Here is a 17204-nt window from a genome sequence, read left to right as displayed (position 1 = left end):
TGCGGTGGACCTGATTGCCGAGCGGTTCGCGTTGCTCGCCGAGCCGATGAGGATCAAGGTTCTCGACCACCTCCACCGCCATGATGAGGCCTCCGTCCAGGAAGTCGCGACAGCCCTGGGCGCGTCTCACGCCACAGTCTCGCGGCACCTCAACCTCTTTCACCGCGCGGAGATCCTCGGGCGACGTCGTGACGGTCCACGAGTGCGGTACCGGATCACCGATCCGGCTGTTCTTCGTCTCTGCGACGAGGTCTGCCAAGGCCTCGCGGAGCGTCATCCAGGTCTCGACATCCAACTGACCCAACAAGCCCAGGAGGCAGCAGCATGATCTTCCGTCAGATCACTCACGACGACCTGGGTTGTGCGTCATACCTTGTCGGGGACTCCACGGCAGGCGTTGCCGTCGTCGTCGACCCCCGCTTCGAGATCGACATCTACCTCGACCTCGCCCGCTACATGAACGTGCGCATCGAGCACATCCTGGAGACGCACAATCACGCCGACCACGTTTCGGGGCACGGGCGCCTGGCCGCAGCTACGGGCGCGACGATCCACGTCCACCGTCTGGCTGAGCCCGAGTACGACCACGAGCCGTTCGACGACGGCTGGGAGCTCGCCGTCGGGGACCTCGTCATCCGCGCGCTTCACACCCCGGGTCATCGCCCCGAACACACCGCTTTCGCCCTCATCGACGGTAACCGCGGACCTGAGCCTTGGGCCCTCCTGAGCGGTGACACCCTCTTCGTGGGGGACGTCGCGCGTCCCGACCTCGCGGTCGACAAGAGCGAGGGTGCCCGCGGCATCTTCACCAGCCTGCAGAGCATCCTCGCCCTCCCCAGCGAGTGCGAGGTCTGGCCGGGGCACCTCGGTGGGTCGATGTGCGGCGGCCCCGGGATGGACATGAAGGTGTCATCGACGATCGGCTACGAACGTGCTCACAATCCGATCCTGTCCGAGACCGACCAAGACAGCTTCGTCGAGCAGTCGATCGCCAAGCTCGGTCCCCAGCCGCCGAACTTCCAGGCGATCGTCGCGCTCAACCGCGGCCCCCTGCTCACGTCGGGAGTCGAGCCGCTGCCGCTGACCCCGCGGCAGGTCGAGGTCAAGCAGTCCGAAGGTGCGCTGCTCGTGGATGTGCGCACGGACCGCCAGTTCGACGACGCCCACATTCCAGGAGCCCTCTGCATCACCAAGCTCAACGCCGGCTTCGGCAGCAAGCTCGCTTGGGTCGCCGATCGCGAGCAGGACATCATCCTGGTCGGTCGCGACGACGAGGACGCGCGCGAGGCCTCCAAGCTCGCCACCGCCGTCGGGATCCGGCGCATCGCCGGATTCCTTCACGGCGGGATGACGAGCTGGCGCGAGGAAGGCCGGCCCGTCGGCCGGATCGAGCGGGTGACCGTCGACGAGCTCCACGAGCGTCTCGACGCCGATCCCGAGCTCCAGATCCTCGACGTCCGCGCCCAGGGCGAGTGGGACGCCGGGCACATCCCTGGCTCGGTCCACGTCCCGTATCACGACGTGACCGAGGTCCCAGAGGCCTTCGATCCCGCCCGCCCGATCGCCGCGATCTGCGGGTCCGGTCAGCGTGCGTCGCTCGCCGCCAGCCTGCTTGCGTTGCATGGCGCGGCGACCGTCCTCCACGTCACCCCGTTCGGGGTCCCAGCGTGGGGCCGGGCTGGGTACGCGCTCGACGTCGAAGAAGCCTCCGTCGCGGCGGCGTCCTGAGCATGCCCCTTCCCACTCGCGAACTCGCCCTCGAAGCCCTGCTCCCGGTCATGGACCCCGAGCTGCGGCGATCGATCGTCGAGCTCGGCATGGTCCGGCGCATCGACGTCGCCGCTGACGGACAGGTCTTCGTCACCGTCTCGCTCACCACGCCGGGCTGCCCGATCAAGTCGCACTTCGAGCAGGAGGTGACCGCCGCCCTGATGCAACTCGATGGGGTCATCGCCGTCGACGTGACATTCGATGTCCTCTCCGACGGCGAGAAGGGCCAGCTCCAGGAGCGGCTTGGGCGCTCTGCCCTTCCGGAGGGCTCGCTGGCGCAGGTCGGCACCGTTCTGTGCATCGCCTCCGGTAAGGGCGGTGTCGGCAAGTCGACCCTGTCAGCCAACCTCGCGGCCGCGCTGTGGCGGGAGGGCAAGCACGTCGGCGTGCTCGACGCCGACGTGTGGGGCTACTCGATCCCGCGGATGTTCGGCGTCAACCAGCGGCCCGTCGTCTCGTCGGAGCGCACGATCGTGCCGCCGCTCGCGCACGGGACCATCAAGCTCATGTCGATCGGGTTCTTCGTCGAAGAGGACTCCGCCGTCGTGTGGCGTGGGCCGATGCTGCACAAGGCCCTTGAACAGTTCCTCGGCGACGTCGCCTGGGGTGAGCTCGACTATCTCGTGGTCGACCTACCGCCCGGTACCGGTGATGTGTCGATGTCGCTGGCCGAGTTTCTCCCGCAAGCTCGTTTCGTCCTGGTGACGACGCCGCAGGTCGCCGCCCAGAAGGTCGCGCGCCGTGCCGCGAAGATGGCACTGAAGCTCGATCACGAGGTCATCGGCGTCGTCGAGAACATGTCCGGCTACGTCGACGACACCGGTCGCGTTCACCCGATCTTCGGCGAGGGCGGCGGCGACGCCCTGGCGGAGGAGCTGGACGTGCCGCTGCTCGGCCGCGTCCCGCTGACCATTCCGCTCCGCGAGCATGCCGACACCGGCACCCCGCTGGTCCTGGAGCGTCCCGACGATCCGGCCGCGCAGGCGATCCAGCGAATCGCGGCGCGCCTGACGGCACTCACGCCGCAGCGCCCCGTCCCGCTCCCGATGGCAGACGCCCCGCAGCCAGTTGGCATGTCGCTGCCGATGGCCTGAGCCGGCTGATCACAATCCGAGGGCGAACCGCGCGTCCTCGGACATCTTATCGGGCGTCCACCGTGGTTCGAAGATCAGGCGGGGAAAGACGCTGCGCACCCCTTCGAGCGACCCGACGACCTCATCCATCTCGTCGGCGACCATCGGCCCGATGCCGCAGGCCGGAGTGGTCAGCGTGAACTCGATGTGGACGTCGGCGTCCTCGATGCGCACGTTGTAGACGAGGCCGAGGTCGACGAAGTCGAGTTCGAGCTCGGGGTCTATGACGGCATGCAGTGCAGACCAGATCTCCTCTTCGGTGACCATCATGTTCCTCCCACGGATTCGAGGAATCGACGGCGTTCGCCCTCGGCCGCGTATCCGAGGTCTGGTGTCGGCGCATCGATCTCGACACTCGCTTCCCCATCAGGCGGCAGGCCGTTCGGGTAGCTGATTCTGATCCGGCTCATCGATCCGCCTCCATGGTTGATGTAGCAGCTCGGTTGCGGCGCAGCCGCAGGCTTCGGCGGTTCGATACCGAAGTCGGCGAGGACGGCATCGGCGGCGTTCCGTCCGCCGGTCGCCGCCACGTCGGCCGCGCGCGGCAGGCCGGTGGCGGCTGCGTCACCGATGACGAAGACGCCGGCGACTGAGCTGTGGCCGCGGGCGTCGACCTTCACCAACGGCCCGACGGCATCGAGGTCGGCAAGCATGGCCGACCGGCAGTGCGGCGGAATGACGAAGGCGAGCTCGTACTCGAGCGCCCTTCCGTCGACCGCTCGGAGCACACCGTCCTCGCTGGCCCCCAGGTCGACGTCGAACTTCCGCTCGATCTCGACCTTGGCACCGGCGCACGAGTCCATGAGGAACGCCGGCGCCTCGCCGCCGACGCCCATCAGCGGAAATGCCTCCGGCGTCACGACGCACACCTTGGTGAAGCGCCCGCTCGCGCGATGGGTGCGGGCGAGGGCCATGGCGAGTCCGTACGGGGCGGGTGGGCAGCGGTACGGGAGCCCGCAGACGACGACGGCCAGCGTCCCCCCCGGCACCGCCTCCAGCCGCGGCGCCGCAGCGACGGCCGCGTCCAGGTCCCAGCCCGTGCACGCCCGCGACCAATCGGGGACAACGTCGACGTCCGGCACGAGCCCGGGCGAGGCGATGACGGCGTCGGCGTCGACGCGCCGGCCGTCGATCACGGCTCCCCCGCCGTCGACGACGCTCACCTCGCCCGCCGTGCACCTCACCCCGGGAAGCGCGACGGCGCAGGACAGGTTCTCTGCTTCGGCAGCGCCGATCGCGACCGGCACGGAGCCGGCGAGGTGCGTCGCGGTGCCTCCGCGGGTGACGAGTTCGATCTCGACCTGGCCGTCGCCGCATTCGCGCAGTCGATGGGCCGCGGCAATCCCGCCGGGTCCGGCGCCGACGATCAGGACGCGCGGGAGGCTCATCGCTGGGGTCCCGCTTCGAACTCGAGGAATACGTCACCGGCCTCGATGACGGTGCGGATGCTCACGGCTGCTTCGTCGGCGGGCCCGCGCACGCGCTCGCCGTCCGTGACGCGGAACTGGCTCCCGTGGCGCGGGCAGGTGATGATGTCGCCGTCGAGCTCGCCCTCGCACAACGAGGCGCCTGCGTGTGGGCAGGTGTCGACGAGCGCGGTCAGCTTGCCCGCGATGTGGAACACCGAGACCGGGCCGACCGGAGTCTCCTCCACCTTGCCGACGAACCCCAGCCGGCCGGCGAAGTCCTGCTCGGGCGCCAGCCGGACCCGGCGGCTGCGACGCGCCCCCGACAGGTGGTCGGTGACGAGCCGCGCGAGCTCGCGATCCGCGCGACCACGCGTCGTGACGAGATCAGCACCTGCGCTCTCTCCCTCGTGCCACAACGCTGACTCCGGGGTGCTCAGGAACGCGACGATCACCAGCTGCGGGTGAGCCGCCCGCCAACGTGTCAGGGCGTCGATCGCGCCGTCGAGTTCAAGCTCGACGAGCAGCCCAGCCGGGGCGGTCTCGCTCGCCTCGCCGGAGGCGACGCGGACCTGCAGGGCCTCCAGGCCGAGGCGGCTGGCCACGCGGACGACGCGACCACAGACGAGCGGGTCGCGGGCGAGGACGGCGAGCAACGGAGGCATCCCGATCAGTCCGCGCAGCGCATGCAGGTGATCTGGTCGCGCTCGATGATGTCCTGATACTGCTCGAAGGCCACCCGGCCGTCCACCAGGTGTCCGCGCTCGTCCTCCAAGCGCTGCGGCGCGACGCGTGCGAGCCAGCCCTGCCCGTAGGGGTCTCGGTTGGCGATGAGGCCGTCGGCCGCGAACGCGACCTCGTTCGTCTCGAGCAGCTCACCCGTCAGCGGGGCACGGAAGGGCCCGACCCACTTCGCGCTCTCTACGACGGCGAGCGTTCGACCACGCCGTACGTCGGCACCCACGGGCTTGAAGCTGAGCGAGACGATCTTCCCGCACATCGTCTGGGCGACGTCGGTCATGCCGACTCGCGCGGTACCGTCGTCTTCCAGACGCACCCAGACGTTGAAGGCGACGTCGTAGAGGTACTCCTCCGGGATCGCGCAGCCGCGGTAGACCTGCATGCGGGCCCTACGCCGCGTCGGCGCAGGAGATGCCCTCCGCGTCCATGAACGCCTTGTAGGCGTCCAGCCCCGGCTGGCCGGTGACGAGCTCGGCGGAGTCGGTGTCCCAGTCCGTGGGCGCGAGCTTGGCCACCCAGCCGTCACCGTACGGGTCGCTGTTGAGCAGGCCCGGATCGGCGGCGAGGGCGTCATTCACCGCGACGATCTCACCGGCAACAGGGGCGGGCACCGGTCCCACCCACTTGCCGCTCTCGACGGTGCCGAGGCTCTTGCCCTTGGCGAGCATCTTCCCCTGCTTCTTGAGCGTGACCGAGATGATCGATTTCGCGAGGTTCTGGGCGACATCGGTCAGGCCGACGACGACGACATCGCCTTCGGGACGGGCCCAGACGTGCTTCTCGACGAGGTAGAAGAGATCGTCCGGCAGGTTGCACTCGTTCACGGTTGCCATGGCGGCGTCACTCCTCCTCGTGCTCAGCGGTCATGTGATTCAGCAGCATGTCGAAACCCACCATCCGGACCTCCGTCGAAAACGTCGCCAGGAACTCGCGATCGGTGCTCCGCGGTTTGACGCGGTGCTCGTAGTCCGCCCCGCACTGCGGGCAGACGACCCGGTAGCGCATACGACCGGTGCGCTCCTCCGTCCACATCTCGACGTGCTCGGGGTGCTCGTCGACCATGTGGCGATGGATCTCGTCGCGCGGACCCTGGCGGGAGCAGAACGGGCACGTGCTCACCGGTGCCTGCGCTTGGAGAGCCAGCGGGCGACGTCCGCTTCCAGCCCGCTGACGAGCTCGAGTATGCCTGTGCCCGCCGGCGTCGACATGACCGTGTCGGCCTGCAGGTCGCGGGCAACCAGCCCGAGCTGAATGAGGCTGTGGATGCGCTCGATCAGGGCGAGGCGGGAAAGTCCGACGTCGTGGGCGAGCTGATCCAGCAAAGCTCCGGTGGGATGCGCCGAGGCCGCCGCGATCAGGGTGTAGTTCAGCGGATCGCCGACCGCGACGAAGGTCCGCAGGACGAAGTCGTGTGCGGTCGCGAGCTCCTGCCCGTCCGCGAGTGCAGGGCTTGGGGACTCGGCCGGCCTCGTGTCGTAGGCGAAGGACGCAAGCCGGTCGGCGGCCTCGCTCGCATCGCGCAGGCGCGCGGCCAGGCCACGGGCCAGACCGCCCGCGCGGTCGTCTTGCTCGGCCGCCGGTCCGTCGAGCTCGGAACGGGGCACGCTGCTCACGCCGCATCCCCGGCCAGCACCGCGCCGTCGTCGCGGAGCCCCATGGCCTGCTCCACCAGCGCGCTGACCTCCAGGACCTGGAAGTCGACGCCGACCGTGGCGGCCGCGTCCGAGTACATCGCGAGGTCTTTGGGGCAGGTCACGACGAAGTAGTCGAGGTCGCCGAGCGCCGCGGCCTCTTTGACGCGCTGCTCGCTGGGCCGCTCGACGAGCTTGGAGTCGTCCATCCAGATCCGTCCGCCGCCGGCCCCGCAGCAGAAGGTGTTGGTGCCGTTTCGCGGCATCTCGAGCAGCTCGGCGCCGACGGCACCGAGAAGCCGGCGAGGTGCGTCGGTGATGCGGTTGTACCGGGCGAGGTAGCAGGGGTCGTGGTAGGTGACCTTCGAGCCGACCGGTTCGCTGAGCGCGATCTCTCCGCTCTCGATCAGCTCCACCAGCAGTTCGGTGTAGTGGTAGACCGGCTTCATCTCGCCGAACTCGCTGTACTCGTTCTTGAGCGTGTTGAGCGAATGCGGGTCGGTGGTGAAGATCGCGTCGAACTCCGCGCCGGCAAATGCCTCCATGTTCTGCTCGACGAGGAGCTCGAACAGTCCTTCCTCGCCGATCCGCCGCACATCGTTGCCGGCGTTGCGCTCCGCCTCGTAGAGCATGCCGAAGCTCACGCCCGCGTGGTGGAGGATCTTCGCGATCCGCCGCGAGGCCTCCTGCGAGCGCTCGTCGAAGGACGCGAAGTCGCCCACGAACCACAGGTACTTGACGTGCTCCTTGCGAGCGTCGGGGATCTTGAAGTCCAGGCCCTTGGCCCACCGGGCGCGCATGCGGCTGGATTTGCCGTAGGAGTTGCCCTGCTGGGCGAAGTTCTGCAGCGTGTCCTGGAGCATCGGCTCCATCGCGCCCTGGTCGACGAGCTTGCGCCGGCCCTGGATGATCGTGGGCACGTGCTCGATGCCGACCGGGCAGGCCTCGACGCACGCCATGCACGTCGTGCACGACCACAGCACCTCGTCGCTGACGATCTTGTCGTCGGTTCGCTCCGTCCGTCCCAGGAAGTCATCCCGAAGGTCAAGGATCAGCTGCCGGGGAGCAAGCGGGGACCCGCTCGCCGTCGCCGGGCACACCGCCGAGCAGCGGCCGCACTCGGTGCAGCTGTACATGTCCAGGACCTGCTTCCACGTGAAGTCGTCCGGCTTGCCGGGGTCAGGCTTGCTGAGCTGGCCGCGGGGACGCAGCGACCCGAAGAACACGTTCGGGATCGCGGTAATGATGTGGAAGTGCTTGGACAGCGGCAGCAGGTTGAGGAACGTCAGCACGATCAGGTTGTGCATCCAGAACCCGACGTACGTCATCGTGTGCGCGGCGGAGCCGGGGATCAGGTGGCTGACGAGGTTCGAGACCGGCTCCCAGCCGCGCTCGGTCTCGGTGCGATGTTCACCGGCGAACAGCACCAGCCGCGCGCCCTCGTGGATCAGGCTGCCGCCCATGATCCCGAGGATCAGGAAGAGGATCAGGATCCCCTCCCAGTGCGGCTCGTCGTGCAGCCGCTTCTCCGCGGGCTGGAAGCCGAAAAGCCGCGGCGTGTGCTGGATCAGGCGCCGGTAGAGCGCGTACGTGACCGCGATCACCACGGTGACCTGGATCACGTCCCGGAGCAACGTGTACGCGTCACCCAGGGGCTGACCGGGGTGGAGAAGCGGGATGTAGAAGTCAGCGTCGAACGCGCGTCCGAAGAGCGTCACGACCGTCAGGCCGAGCGTCATGAAGCCCCAGAAGATGAAGGCGTGCATCAGGCCCGCGGGCTGCTCGCCGCGGAGGAACTTCTTCTGCCCGAACGCGTAGATCGCGGTGATCTTCAGCCGTTCGCCGAGGTGGTCGAAGCGTGCCGCCGGGGCCGCCGAGAAGAGTTTGAGCGCTCGCCGGCCGAGGATCGACGAGAACGAGCCAAGCGCAAGGACCAGCGCGATGCTGAAGGCGATCGGGCTCATGCCACCGCGGCTTCGATCTGCTCGGTCAGCGCGGGGAGGACATCGAGGACGTCCTCCGTGGTGCCGAAGTGGGCGACGTCGAAGATCGGGGCGTTCGCGTCGGAGTTGATCGCGATGATGAGCTCCGCGTCGCTCATGCCCTCGAGGTGCTCGGGCGCGCCCGAGATCCCGCAGGCGATGTAGAGCTTCGGCTTGACCTTCTGGCCGGACTTGCCGACCTGCCGTGTCTTGGACAGCCACCCGGCGTCGGTGACCGGTCGCGAGCCCGACACGACGCCGCCGAGCGCATCGGCGAGCTCCTGCGCGAACTCGATGTTGTCCGCGCCGCCGATCCCGCGACCGACCGAGACGAGGATGTCCTCGGCGGTGATGTCGACGTCGGACGCCTCCGGCTCGATCCGGGCGAGGAACGTCGTCGTCAGGTTGTCGATCCCGGAGGCCGTGACATCCTGGATGTCCGGTGAGCCACCCGTGGCGGGCGCGAACGAGCCGGAGACGACCGAGCAGATCGCCGGGCCTTCGACGGCGACTTCGGCGTTGAGCTTGCCACCGAAGACCTGGCTGATGGCGACGAGGGTGTCGCCTTCGAGCGTGATCGCGTTGCAATAGGCGACCAGGCCGTTGCCGGTCCGCGCCGACAGGCCGCCGGCGACGTCCATGCCAACGGTGGAGTTGGCGACGAGGACGACGCGCGGCTCATGGTCGGCGACCAGGGCGGCGAGCGCCTTCACGTAGGCCTCCGGCAGGAAGTGCTCGAGCGCGGGGTGCTCGACGGACAGGACGACGTCGGCGGCGAGGCCGTCGGCGCCCGCACGTGCGCCCGAGTGCAGCAGGCAGGCCACGGAACGGCCGCCAGTGGCCGTGGCCAGCTCACGTGCCTTGCCGAGCAGCTCGTGGGTGCTGTCGTCGACCGTGCCTCCGACGTGCTCGACGAGGGTGAAGACGTCAGATCCCATGTTCAGCTCAGCTCCTTGACGATGCCGCGTTCGCGGACGATCTCCAGAATTCGGGCAGCGACCGCGTCGGCGTCGCCCTCCAGCATCTCGGCGTGCGACGAGGACTCGGGCGCATACAACCGGCGCACCGTCGTCCCGGTCGGCGCGTCGACGTCCGCGGCGGGCAGCGTCTCGAGCGGCGAGTCCTGCATCGCTGCGCGGACACGCGAGATCGAGACGTACCGCGGTGCCGCGGTGGCCGCCTGCACACCGACGACCGCTCGGCCGCTCAGCGCGAGCTCGTGCACGGTGCCGCCACCGAACTCCTGACGGACCTTCACACCGCCTTCGTGGGGCTCGACGCCGATCGCCACCGATACGTGGGCGGTGTCCAGGAGGTTCGCGAGGATGACGCCGGTCTGCCCGTCGAGGTCCTCGGGACTCTGGACGCCGACCATCACGAGGTCGAACTCCTGGGTGCCGAGCCAGGCGGCGAGGATCGCCGCGCGTTGATGGCTGGAGATCCCGTTCTCGAAGTCACCGGTGAGCTTGACCGCTCGATCGGCGCCTTTGGCGAGGGCCGAGAAAAGCGTGCCGTCGACGTCGGTCTCGTCGATCCCGACGACCGTCACCGAGCCGCCGGCGGCCTCCTTCAGCAGCAACGCCTCCTCGAGCGCCTGCTCGTCCCATTCGTTGGCGACGAACTTGAGGTACTCCCGCTCGACCCCGGTGCCGTCGTCGTTGAGCTCGAGCTCCTCGACGAGGTCGACGGTCTGCTGCATCGGCACGATGATCTGCATCTCAAACCTCCGGGTTTGGGGCGAAGCGTCCGGCCGCAGGCGGGGCGCAAAGGTGGGCGGGACGGGTCGGACCGGGCCCGGGCTCGATCAGCGCTTCCAGGTCGAGCTGCTCGCGCACGGCGGCCTGGTCCTCGGCGGTCGGCCGCCACGGGTAGTCGCGAGGAGACTCGGTCGGGCGCCAGCTGCCCATCGGCCGGGTGCAGCCAGGCTCGCCACCGGAGCTCGGGCAGCCGTTGGTCATGAACGCGTAGCCGTCGGCGACCACCTCGTCGATGAGCGCCCGGGGGGCGCGGATGCGGCTGAGCATGCCGTCGTCGTCGAAACGGAACGCCGCGGGATCCAGGCCGCGCTCCTCCAGCAGGAACTTCGCCAGTTGGATGCGGCGCCAGCGCTCGATCGGCGTCTTCGGGCGGTCACCGAGACGGGAGTCGGGCTCCGGGTTGAAGCAGAACAGGTAGGAGAAGACCTCGCGGTTCAGCAGGCGGCCGAAGATGTCCATCAGCTGCGCGTCGTTCTCGCCAAGCCCCACGAGGGTGTGGCAGTTCACGTGCCACGGGCCATAGATGTCGCGCGCGAAGGCGACGGTCTCCCAGTACTGATCCCACTTCAGTCCTCCCTGCGGCACGTTCGTTCGCAGCGAGGCGAACAGGTCTTCGGTGACCGCGTCCATGCCGATGCCGATCATGTCGGCGCCGGCCGCCTTCAGGGAGCGTAGGCGCTCCTCGTTCAGCGTCGGTGGCGCGACGAGCAGCGAGAGCGGCGCCCGGACCTTGGAGGTGATCCGCTCGGTCAACTCGAGGGTGTCGGGATAGGCGCGGCCGTGCGTGACCATCGAGATGCACAGGCGGGTCAAGCGGTCCTCGTAGCGGACGAGGCGATCGATGAACTCGTCCGTGCGGACGAGCGGCCACTCCACGCGGATGAACGACTTGTCGTCGTACTCCCCCGGGCGGTTGCGCGCGAGGCCGCAGTACCCGCAGTCCGACAGGCAACCGGAGTCGTAGGACAGCAGCAGGTTGATGCCGCCGAATTTGAACTCGCGGCTGAACCTGCCCGAGCGGAAGCGCAGCGCGATGGCGCTCGCGTAGCTGATGCGGACCCAGTCGGGGCTGTCCTGCCTGACGGCCGGGGTGGCGTCCGCCATCGGGAGCGTGGTCGTCATACGAGCTCCGCTTCGTTGGTCGAGGTGGTCGATCGAATTGCCGGCCGGGCGTCGCCGTCCGGGAAGTAGCAGGAGCCGCTGGGCCGGACCGGGTGGGCGCCGCCGGCAACACCCAGCGCACGCTCCGTGGCCTCCCAGACGGCGGCGGCGAGGACGTTTGGCGAGACGCCGAGCGCGTCATCGTCGACCGTGTCGTGGACAGCGGCGGTCACTGCCGACGGTGTCGCCGGCGTCCAGCGCAGCTGTGCTTCGAGCGCGACGAGCTCGTCCGGGAGCGTGTTGAAATCGCCGGTGACGAACGCGCTCTTGATCGTCGCCCCATGGGTTGCGACGTAGATTCGCGCGAGGCCTTCGGGCGTCTTCAGCAGCGCGGTCCCGTGCGCGTCGCGAAGGTGGGTGCGCTGCTGCGTCCAGGCGTCTTTTGCGTATCGGTCGCGTACCAGCGAGTCGCGCCGGTCGCATTCGTCTGCGGACGGCTCATCGGGCTGCAGCTCGACGCCCAGTGCCGAGCGGAACCCGGCCGCCACGGCGGCGCGGACCTCGCTGACGGGCACCGGACGACCGAGCTGCTCGGCGACGGTGGTGATCCGCTGCTGGACACGTTCCGCCGGCTTGTCGGCAAGCTTGGCTCCGGGGATCTTCAGGACGTCGAGCATCAGGTCGACGTTCAGGTCGGCCAGCACGCTCGCGTGGAACAGCAACGCGCCGCGCTCGTCGACGTGCAGTCCGAGGCCGGCGATCTTGCGCCCGCCGACCTGAAGGTCGTTCTTGCCCGCCGACTCGGCAGCGATGCCGAGCGTGGCCAGCCCGGCGATGATGCCGTCGGCGTAGCGGGCAAGCAGCGCCCGCGGCGTGGATGCGGCCGGCGCGCGCGTCGCGACCGCAACGCCGAGTTGGTCTTCGCCCATGACGATTGCCCCGCCCCCGGTCGGTCGCCGGCCGACGTCGATGCCGTGCCGGGCCGCCACGGCAAGATCGATCTCGCCGTCCAGCGACTGGAAGCGGCCGACGAGTGCCGCGTGTGAGCGGTAGGAGTAGAGGCGCAGCGTCGCGGCGTACTCGCTCCGGGCGGTGCGACCGTACGGCAGCATCAGCGCCTCGTCGGTGGCGAGGCCGGTTGCGGCGTCGGCGCTGTCGTCGATGAGCAGGCGCCAGCGCGTCATGAGTTCGCCCAGGTGAGCGAGCAGCAGTACTCGTAGAACGCGGGCTCGAGACCCTGCTCCTCGGCGTACGCGACCATGCCGTCCGCCGGATAGGCGATGCCGTTCAGCCCGTGGGTGATCGCGGCACGGTCCAGCGCGACCTTCATCGCGCCCATCGGCCGTCCGCAGCCGAGGTTGATCCGCGTGTCCGGCATGGTTACACGCGCGAGGGCGAAGAAATCGGTGACGTCGCCGACCGGCGGCGGCTCCAGATGACCCATCGGCGTGCCGACGAGCGGCGTGAGGACGACGAGGATCAGCGTCGACACCGGGTAGCGGCCGATCATGTCAAGCGCATGCCACTCACCGAGGAACTGCCCGTAGTGAAGGCCCAGCACGATGTGCGGGATGATGCGCATCTGCCGCTCGGCCAGGAGTTCGAGCGACCGCTCGAAGTCGGCCGGCGTGAGGTCGAGATGGTAGACCTCGCGGATGGTGGCCTCGGAGCCCATGATGTCGAGCATCACGCCGTCGACCTCCGCCTCCGCGAGACCGGCGGCCAGCTTCGGTGACACGACACCGGAGTGCACGATGACGCGCATCCCGAGCTCGTCCTTCACCCGGCGCATCGCAGCGACGTGCGGGAGCAACGGAACGCCGCCGGTCCGGGTGGAGCCGCCGGAGACCAAGAGACCTTCGGTGCCGCCGGCCTGCAGTCGCTGCGCGGTGGCGAAGAGGTCGGTCTCCTTGGTGACCGTGACCATGCCCTCGAGGACCTTGGTCTTGCAGTGATCGCACTGCAGGGCGCACGCCGTGCCGGTGACGCTGACCGGGAGGAATCGGTTGGGCTTCTCCGGCACCCACTCGGAGCTCTGCCAGCGCTTCAGGCCGGGCGCGTAGAACTCGATCGTGTTGCCGAAGTTCTCCCGGCGGACCCGCATCGCCTCGGCCGGTTCGACCAGCGCGTTCGTGCTCATTCGGCGATCGCCCCTTGGGTGCGGAAACGGTCCACTTCGACGGTGAACCATGGTCGGAGTTGCTCGGCGCCCGACAGGAACGCGTCGAGTTCGTGGCGGGTGCTCGGATCCAGCGCGACCGTGACCAGCCAATTGGTCGCCGGGTCGCGGTTCAGCAGTGCGGGCTCCAGCAGGACGTCGCGGTTGACCTCGTCCACCGTTCCCGTGACCGGTGAGACGAGCGGCCCGACGAACTTCGCGGCTTCCAGGTCGCCGACCGATTCGCCTTGGGCCACGATCGTGCCCGGCTCGACGAGCGACAGCGCAACGACGTCGCCCGAGGTCTCGCTGCTGAGCGGGTCCAGGCCGATCCGGGCCCGGCAGCCCTCCTGGAGCTGGACCCACATGTGGGTGGCTGGGTCGTACAGCCGATCGAGGCGAAGCTCGTATCCCGCGATTTCGATCACCAGCGTGCCTCCAGTCCAGGGCCGATGGCGGCCAGAATCTGGCCGCCGCACTCTCCGAACGGCGCCAAGCGCGCGGCAAGCGCACCGGGTGCCACGACGTTGCCCACCAAGGCACGTTCAAGCGCGGCGGCGGTGCCGTTGAGCGCCGGCGCCGCGACGGTGGCGCACTCGATGTCGTCGCCGACGACGCTCGCGAGGACGCTCACGCCGTCCTGCTCGCCGTGGACGACGAAGACGTTCGAGCGGACCTTCACTCGGCGCCCGGCACGTTCCGGGAGATCTGGGCCGCGCTGCCACGCGGGGTCGCGGAGGCGCGCCTCGAACCTCGTGATCTCCGCGACTTCGGCGGCGGTGGGCTCGGCTGACGTCACAGCGCCGTCGAGCGCCGTCGCGTAGGCGTCGCGCAGCGCCGTGGCGGCGTCGGCGGCGGTGACGTGGGCGAGCCCTTCGTCGCGCAGGCTGGAGACGTGCCGGCGCATCAGCCGCAGGCACTCGTCGTGCATCCCCGGATCCGGAAGGGCGAGCACCCTGGCCATCCGTGCGTGATCGAAGTCGAAGATCACGTTGCCGACCACCACCACGGCCTCGCCGATCTGGCCTGCACCCGTGCCGGAGATCTTGCGGGGGCCGACGGCGATGTCGTTGAGACCGTCGACGCGCGCGTCGAGACCGAGCGCGCGGAACGCGGCGGCCGCCGGCTCCAGCAGCGTGGCGTAGAGCCGGCTGATCGAGGCCGGCGCCCGGCGTACCGGCATCGTGATCTGGAAGAAGAGCTGCTGGTCGTCGATGAGCACGGGGCCGCCGCCGATCCGCCGGCGCAGGATCGGCAGACCCTCGCGGGAGCATGCCGCCTGATCCAGCTCGTCCAGCCGGCGGTGGTACCCGAGCGACATGTAGGCCTCGCCCGGCCGGCAGAGTGACAGCGTCGGCTCGTCGTCCGGCCCCATCGCCGCGGCGATGCCGTGCCAGAGGGCCTGCGAACGCAGCGCGCCGACGGTGCCGGCGTCGATCAGCCTCACGCGGCGTCCTCGGTCGGCGCGACCGCGTCGATGCCGCCGAGCGCCTCGTCGAGCAGCTCGGCGATGTCCATCACCCGCAGCTGGCCGTCGAGGTTGGTGGACTTGCAGGCGTCCTCGAACCGGGAGACCTCGTACGGGCAGCAGACCGCGAGGACGTCGGCGCCCGACTCGGCCGCTTCCTTCACCCGTCGCTCGGACAGCCGCTCGGTCGTGTGGTTCTGCGTGTGGCTGTCTAGCCACATGCCGCCGCCACCACCACCACAGCAGTAGCCGTTCTCGCGGCAGCGCATCATCTCGGTCAGCTTCAAGCCGGGGATGGCCATCAGCAGCGTGCGGGGGGCGTCGTACTCGCCGTGATGCCGCCCGAGGTAGCACGGGTCGTGGAAGGTCACCGTGTAGTCGAGCTCGCGCGTCCATTTCAGCTGGTCGACGAGCGGTGCGAGCAGCTGGGTGTAGTGGAGGACGTCGTAGGTGTGCCCGTACTTGGGGTAGACCGTCTTCAGCGCGTTGAACCCGTGCGGGTCGGGGGTGACGATCTGCTTGAACTCGTACTTGTCGAGGGTCTCGACGACTTGCTCGACGAGCATCTCGAACAGGCCCTTCTCCCCCGCCAGGCGCTGGGAGTCGCCGAGCGTCTTCTCCTCGTGACCGAGGATGCCGTAGTCGATGCCGAGCTGGTGGAAGACGCGAGCGCAGGCCTGGGCGGCGTCATGGCCACGTGGGTGGTAGGACCAGTAGTCCTCGACGTAGAAGAGGTACTCCACCGGGCCGGGCTCCTTGGGCAGCTGCCGCACGGGGACGCCGGCGCCCTTCGTCCACGCGGCGCGCTTGCGGGCGCTCTGCCCGAGGGCGTTGCCCTGCTTGAAGGTGCTCTCGAACACGCCCTGCAGCTCAGCGGGGACGGGGTTGCCCTTCGCCATGGCCGCCTCGCGGGCAGCGGGCATGATCTTGATCATGTCCACCTCTTTGGGGCACACGCGCAGGCAGTTGCCGCAGGTGGTGCACAGCCAGAGGTCGGGATCGTTCAGGAGGTCGAAGCCGGTCTGCGCCTTGCGGTGGATCTTGCGTGGGCCGTACTCGCCGACCACGTCGACCGGGCAGACCGGGACGCACTTGCCGCACCCGTAGCACCACTCGATCGACTCGGCGTCCGTCAGCTCTGCGAGCGCGAACAGGTTGGTCGTGTCGTAGTCCAGGATGACCCGTGATTCGAGCTGGCGATTCCAATCCGCGGTCAGCTCCACGCCTTCGACGATGGCGCTCTCCAGCTCATGGACCACCGGCTGCTGCTTGTGTCCACCGATCGGCATCAGGCCTGTACCTCCATCCGATGCACACCGAGCAAGCGGCGTGCGAGTTGCGGGAGGGGCGGGACGAGCGAGTTGAACTCCTGGCTCATCTTCAGCCCCAGAACCGTGTTCATGTACACGCCGTAGACGCAGGCGAGGAACACGTCGGTCGCGAGCGTCCCGCCGCCATGGCGGCGGAAGCTCGCGGCCTCCGGTGAGTCGTCGACCGACCGCATCGCGCCGCCGAGGCGCTCGTAGGCGGCGCCGATGCTGTCGGCTTCGAGGTCATAGCCGTCGGTGACGAGCAGCGGCAACGCGCCGGTGCGCGTGTCGGCGTTGTAGATGAAGCGCGACGCAAGCCAGTACCGCGTGGGGTTGCTGAAGTGCAGGAGCTCGCCGGCCAGTTCGACCGCCTTGACGTCCGCGAGCTGGACGGCCGCGCAGAACGCAGCCACCCGGCGGCCGACGGGCGCGTCGTCCCAGAGCAAGGCGCCGACCGTGTCGCGAAGCTCCACGGCGGGTCGCACGCCGAACAGCGCGCCGACCTGCCGGCGGCTGACGAAGATCCCGCGCAGCACCGCACGCAGGCCTGCCTCGTCGGCAACGGCCAGCGCTGCCGGTTCGAGCGCCGCGGCGAACCGCGCGGCCTTGACCTCGAGCAGTCCGACGATCTCGATGATCTGAGCGCCGGTGATCCGCTGATGGATCTCCTCCAGCAGTTCGCGGGCGGTCGGCGCGTCGACCGGGACGGTGTCGGCGAAGGCCGGAGGTCCGGCGCCGCCGGCCATC

20 protein-coding genes are annotated in these 17204 nt (G+C 69.2%); 3 read left to right on the top strand and 17 right to left on the bottom strand.

What is annotated here, in order from left to right:
• The first annotated feature begins 46 nt into the window (after positions 1–46).
• Genes NBH00_RS25500 through NBH00_RS11955 form a run of 3 tightly spaced genes read left to right on the top strand, consistent with a single transcriptional unit; the run spans position 47 to position 2864 of the window.
• On the top strand, positions 47–328 hold the full coding sequence (locus NBH00_RS25500) for an ArsR/SmtB family transcription factor (protein WP_367401322.1): 282 nt from the start codon (positions 47–49) through the stop codon (positions 326–328).
• Positions 325–1728, top strand: a complete 1404-nt coding sequence (locus tag NBH00_RS11960) for an MBL fold metallo-hydrolase (RefSeq protein WP_254573550.1) — start codon at positions 325–327, stop codon at positions 1726–1728. Before NBH00_RS25500 ends, NBH00_RS11960 begins: the two co-directional genes overlap by 4 nt.
• On the top strand, positions 1725–2864 hold the full coding sequence (locus NBH00_RS11955) for an Mrp/NBP35 family ATP-binding protein (RefSeq protein WP_367401321.1): 1140 nt from the start codon (positions 1725–1727) through the stop codon (positions 2862–2864). Before NBH00_RS11960 ends, NBH00_RS11955 begins: the two co-directional genes overlap by 4 nt.
• Positions 2865–2873: 9 nt before the next feature.
• Here the strand turns inward: NBH00_RS11955 and NBH00_RS11950 are convergent, their stop codons facing one another.
• The 17 genes from NBH00_RS11950 to NBH00_RS11870 are packed head-to-tail and all read right to left on the bottom strand — an operon-like array spanning position 2874 to position 17203.
• A complete protein-coding gene (locus NBH00_RS11950) occupies positions 2874–3170 on the bottom strand; it encodes a metal-sulfur cluster assembly factor (protein ID WP_254573548.1) in 297 nt (98 codons plus the stop codon).
• Positions 3170–4291, bottom strand: coding sequence for an FAD-dependent oxidoreductase (locus NBH00_RS11945; RefSeq protein ID WP_254573547.1), 1122 nt, complete (start codon positions 4289–4291; stop codon positions 3170–3172). Before NBH00_RS11945 ends, NBH00_RS11950 begins: the two co-directional genes overlap by 1 nt.
• A complete protein-coding gene (locus NBH00_RS11940) occupies positions 4288–4974 on the bottom strand; it encodes a Rieske (2Fe-2S) protein (protein ID WP_254573546.1) in 687 nt (228 codons plus the stop codon). Before NBH00_RS11940 ends, NBH00_RS11945 begins: the two co-directional genes overlap by 4 nt.
• Before the next feature lie 5 nt (positions 4975–4979).
• Entirely contained in the window at positions 4980–5432 is a 453-nt protein-coding gene (locus tag NBH00_RS11935; RefSeq protein ID WP_254573545.1) for a biotin/lipoyl attachment domain-containing protein, read from the bottom strand.
• 7 nt (positions 5433–5439) lie between these two features.
• Complete coding sequence (locus tag NBH00_RS11930; RefSeq protein ID WP_254573544.1) at positions 5440–5883, bottom strand: glycine cleavage system protein H; 444 nt, start codon at positions 5881–5883, stop codon at positions 5440–5442.
• Between the two features lie 7 nt (positions 5884–5890).
• Complete coding sequence (locus NBH00_RS11925) at positions 5891–6169, bottom strand: hypothetical protein (protein ID WP_254573543.1); 279 nt, start codon at positions 6167–6169, stop codon at positions 5891–5893.
• Positions 6166–6663 carry a hypothetical protein gene (locus NBH00_RS11920; RefSeq protein WP_254573542.1) on the bottom strand — a complete coding sequence of 166 codons (498 nt, stop codon included), beginning with the start codon at positions 6661–6663 and terminating at the stop codon, positions 6166–6168. Before NBH00_RS11920 ends, NBH00_RS11925 begins: the two co-directional genes overlap by 4 nt.
• Complete coding sequence (locus tag NBH00_RS11915; protein ID WP_254573541.1) at positions 6660–8645, bottom strand: (Fe-S)-binding protein; 1986 nt, start codon at positions 8643–8645, stop codon at positions 6660–6662. Before NBH00_RS11915 ends, NBH00_RS11920 begins: the two co-directional genes overlap by 4 nt.
• Positions 8642–9601, bottom strand: coding sequence for an electron transfer flavoprotein subunit alpha/FixB family protein (locus NBH00_RS11910; protein WP_254573540.1), 960 nt, complete (start codon positions 9599–9601; stop codon positions 8642–8644). The genes NBH00_RS11915 and NBH00_RS11910 overlap by 4 nt, the downstream gene beginning before the upstream one ends.
• Before the next feature lie 2 nt (positions 9602–9603).
• Positions 9604–10380 (bottom strand): electron transfer flavoprotein subunit beta/FixA family protein, encoded by a 777-nt coding sequence (locus NBH00_RS11905; RefSeq protein WP_254573539.1) that lies wholly within the window; start codon positions 10378–10380, stop codon positions 9604–9606.
• Between the two features lies 1 nt (position 10381).
• Complete coding sequence (locus NBH00_RS11900) at positions 10382–11542, bottom strand: radical SAM protein (RefSeq protein ID WP_254573538.1); 1161 nt, start codon at positions 11540–11542, stop codon at positions 10382–10384.
• Positions 11539–12705: a lipoate--protein ligase family protein gene (locus NBH00_RS11895; protein WP_254573537.1), complete on the bottom strand. Its 1167-nt coding sequence runs from the start codon at positions 12703–12705 to the stop codon at positions 11539–11541. Before NBH00_RS11895 ends, NBH00_RS11900 begins: the two co-directional genes overlap by 4 nt.
• Entirely contained in the window at positions 12702–13661 is a 960-nt protein-coding gene (locus tag NBH00_RS11890; RefSeq protein WP_254573536.1) for a radical SAM protein, read from the bottom strand. Before NBH00_RS11890 ends, NBH00_RS11895 begins: the two co-directional genes overlap by 4 nt.
• Complete coding sequence (locus NBH00_RS11885) at positions 13658–14107, bottom strand: glycine cleavage system protein H (RefSeq protein ID WP_254573535.1); 450 nt, start codon at positions 14105–14107, stop codon at positions 13658–13660. Before NBH00_RS11885 ends, NBH00_RS11890 begins: the two co-directional genes overlap by 4 nt.
• The gene (locus NBH00_RS11880; RefSeq protein ID WP_254573534.1) at positions 14104–15126 is read right to left on the bottom strand and encodes a lipoate--protein ligase family protein; all 1023 of its coding nucleotides are present in this window, start codon (positions 15124–15126) and stop codon (positions 14104–14106) included. The genes NBH00_RS11885 and NBH00_RS11880 overlap by 4 nt, the downstream gene beginning before the upstream one ends.
• Entirely contained in the window at positions 15123–16436 is a 1314-nt protein-coding gene (locus tag NBH00_RS11875; protein WP_254573533.1) for a (Fe-S)-binding protein, read from the bottom strand. Before NBH00_RS11875 ends, NBH00_RS11880 begins: the two co-directional genes overlap by 4 nt.
• Positions 16436–17203, bottom strand: a complete 768-nt coding sequence (locus NBH00_RS11870) for a hypothetical protein (RefSeq protein ID WP_254573532.1) — start codon at positions 17201–17203, stop codon at positions 16436–16438. The genes NBH00_RS11875 and NBH00_RS11870 overlap by 1 nt, the downstream gene beginning before the upstream one ends.
• Position 17204: the final 1 nt, after the last annotated feature.

This window comes from Paraconexibacter antarcticus (assembly GCF_024220175.1).
GTDB classification, from domain to species: domain Bacteria; phylum Actinomycetota; class Thermoleophilia; order Solirubrobacterales; family Solirubrobacteraceae; genus Paraconexibacter; species Paraconexibacter antarcticus.
This window is presented reverse-complemented; position numbering and strand designations above follow the sequence as displayed.

What these genes read in the sequence shown, in the direction of transcription:
- NBH00_RS25500 (WP_367401322.1), top strand. Translation starts at nt 47, where the DNA reads ATGAGGATCAAGGTTCTCGACCACCTCCACCGCCATGATGAGGCCTCC.
- NBH00_RS11960 (WP_254573550.1), top strand. Translation starts at nt 325, where the DNA reads ATGATCTTCCGTCAGATCACTCACGACGACCTGGGTTGTGCGTCATAC.
- NBH00_RS11950 (WP_254573548.1), bottom strand. Translation starts at nt 3,170, where the DNA reads ATGGTCACCGAAGAGGAGATCTGGTCTGCACTGCATGCCGTCATAGAC.
- NBH00_RS11945 (WP_254573547.1), bottom strand. Translation starts at nt 4,291, where the DNA reads ATGAGCCTCCCGCGCGTCCTGATCGTCGGCGCCGGACCCGGCGGGATT.
- NBH00_RS11940 (WP_254573546.1), bottom strand. Translation starts at nt 4,974, where the DNA reads ATGCCTCCGTTGCTCGCCGTCCTCGCCCGCGACCCGCTCGTCTGTGGT.
- NBH00_RS11935 (WP_254573545.1), bottom strand. Translation starts at nt 5,432, where the DNA reads ATGCAGGTCTACCGCGGCTGCGCGATCCCGGAGGAGTACCTCTACGAC.
- NBH00_RS11930 (WP_254573544.1), bottom strand. Translation starts at nt 5,883, where the DNA reads ATGGCAACCGTGAACGAGTGCAACCTGCCGGACGATCTCTTCTACCTC.
- NBH00_RS11915 (WP_254573541.1), bottom strand. Translation starts at nt 8,645, where the DNA reads ATGAGCCCGATCGCCTTCAGCATCGCGCTGGTCCTTGCGCTTGGCTCG.
- NBH00_RS11910 (WP_254573540.1), bottom strand. Translation starts at nt 9,601, where the DNA reads ATGGGATCTGACGTCTTCACCCTCGTCGAGCACGTCGGAGGCACGGTC.
- NBH00_RS11905 (WP_254573539.1), bottom strand. Translation starts at nt 10,380, where the DNA reads ATGCAGATCATCGTGCCGATGCAGCAGACCGTCGACCTCGTCGAGGAG.
- NBH00_RS11900 (WP_254573538.1), bottom strand. Translation starts at nt 11,542, where the DNA reads ATGACGACCACGCTCCCGATGGCGGACGCCACCCCGGCCGTCAGGCAG.
- NBH00_RS11895 (WP_254573537.1), bottom strand. Translation starts at nt 12,705, where the DNA reads ATGACGCGCTGGCGCCTGCTCATCGACGACAGCGCCGACGCCGCAACC.
- NBH00_RS11890 (WP_254573536.1), bottom strand. Translation starts at nt 13,661, where the DNA reads ATGAGCACGAACGCGCTGGTCGAACCGGCCGAGGCGATGCGGGTCCGC.
- NBH00_RS11875 (WP_254573533.1), bottom strand. Translation starts at nt 16,436, where the DNA reads ATGCCGATCGGTGGACACAAGCAGCAGCCGGTGGTCCATGAGCTGGAG.
- NBH00_RS11870 (WP_254573532.1), bottom strand. Translation starts at nt 17,203, where the DNA reads ATGGCCGGCGGCGCCGGACCTCCGGCCTTCGCCGACACCGTCCCGGTC.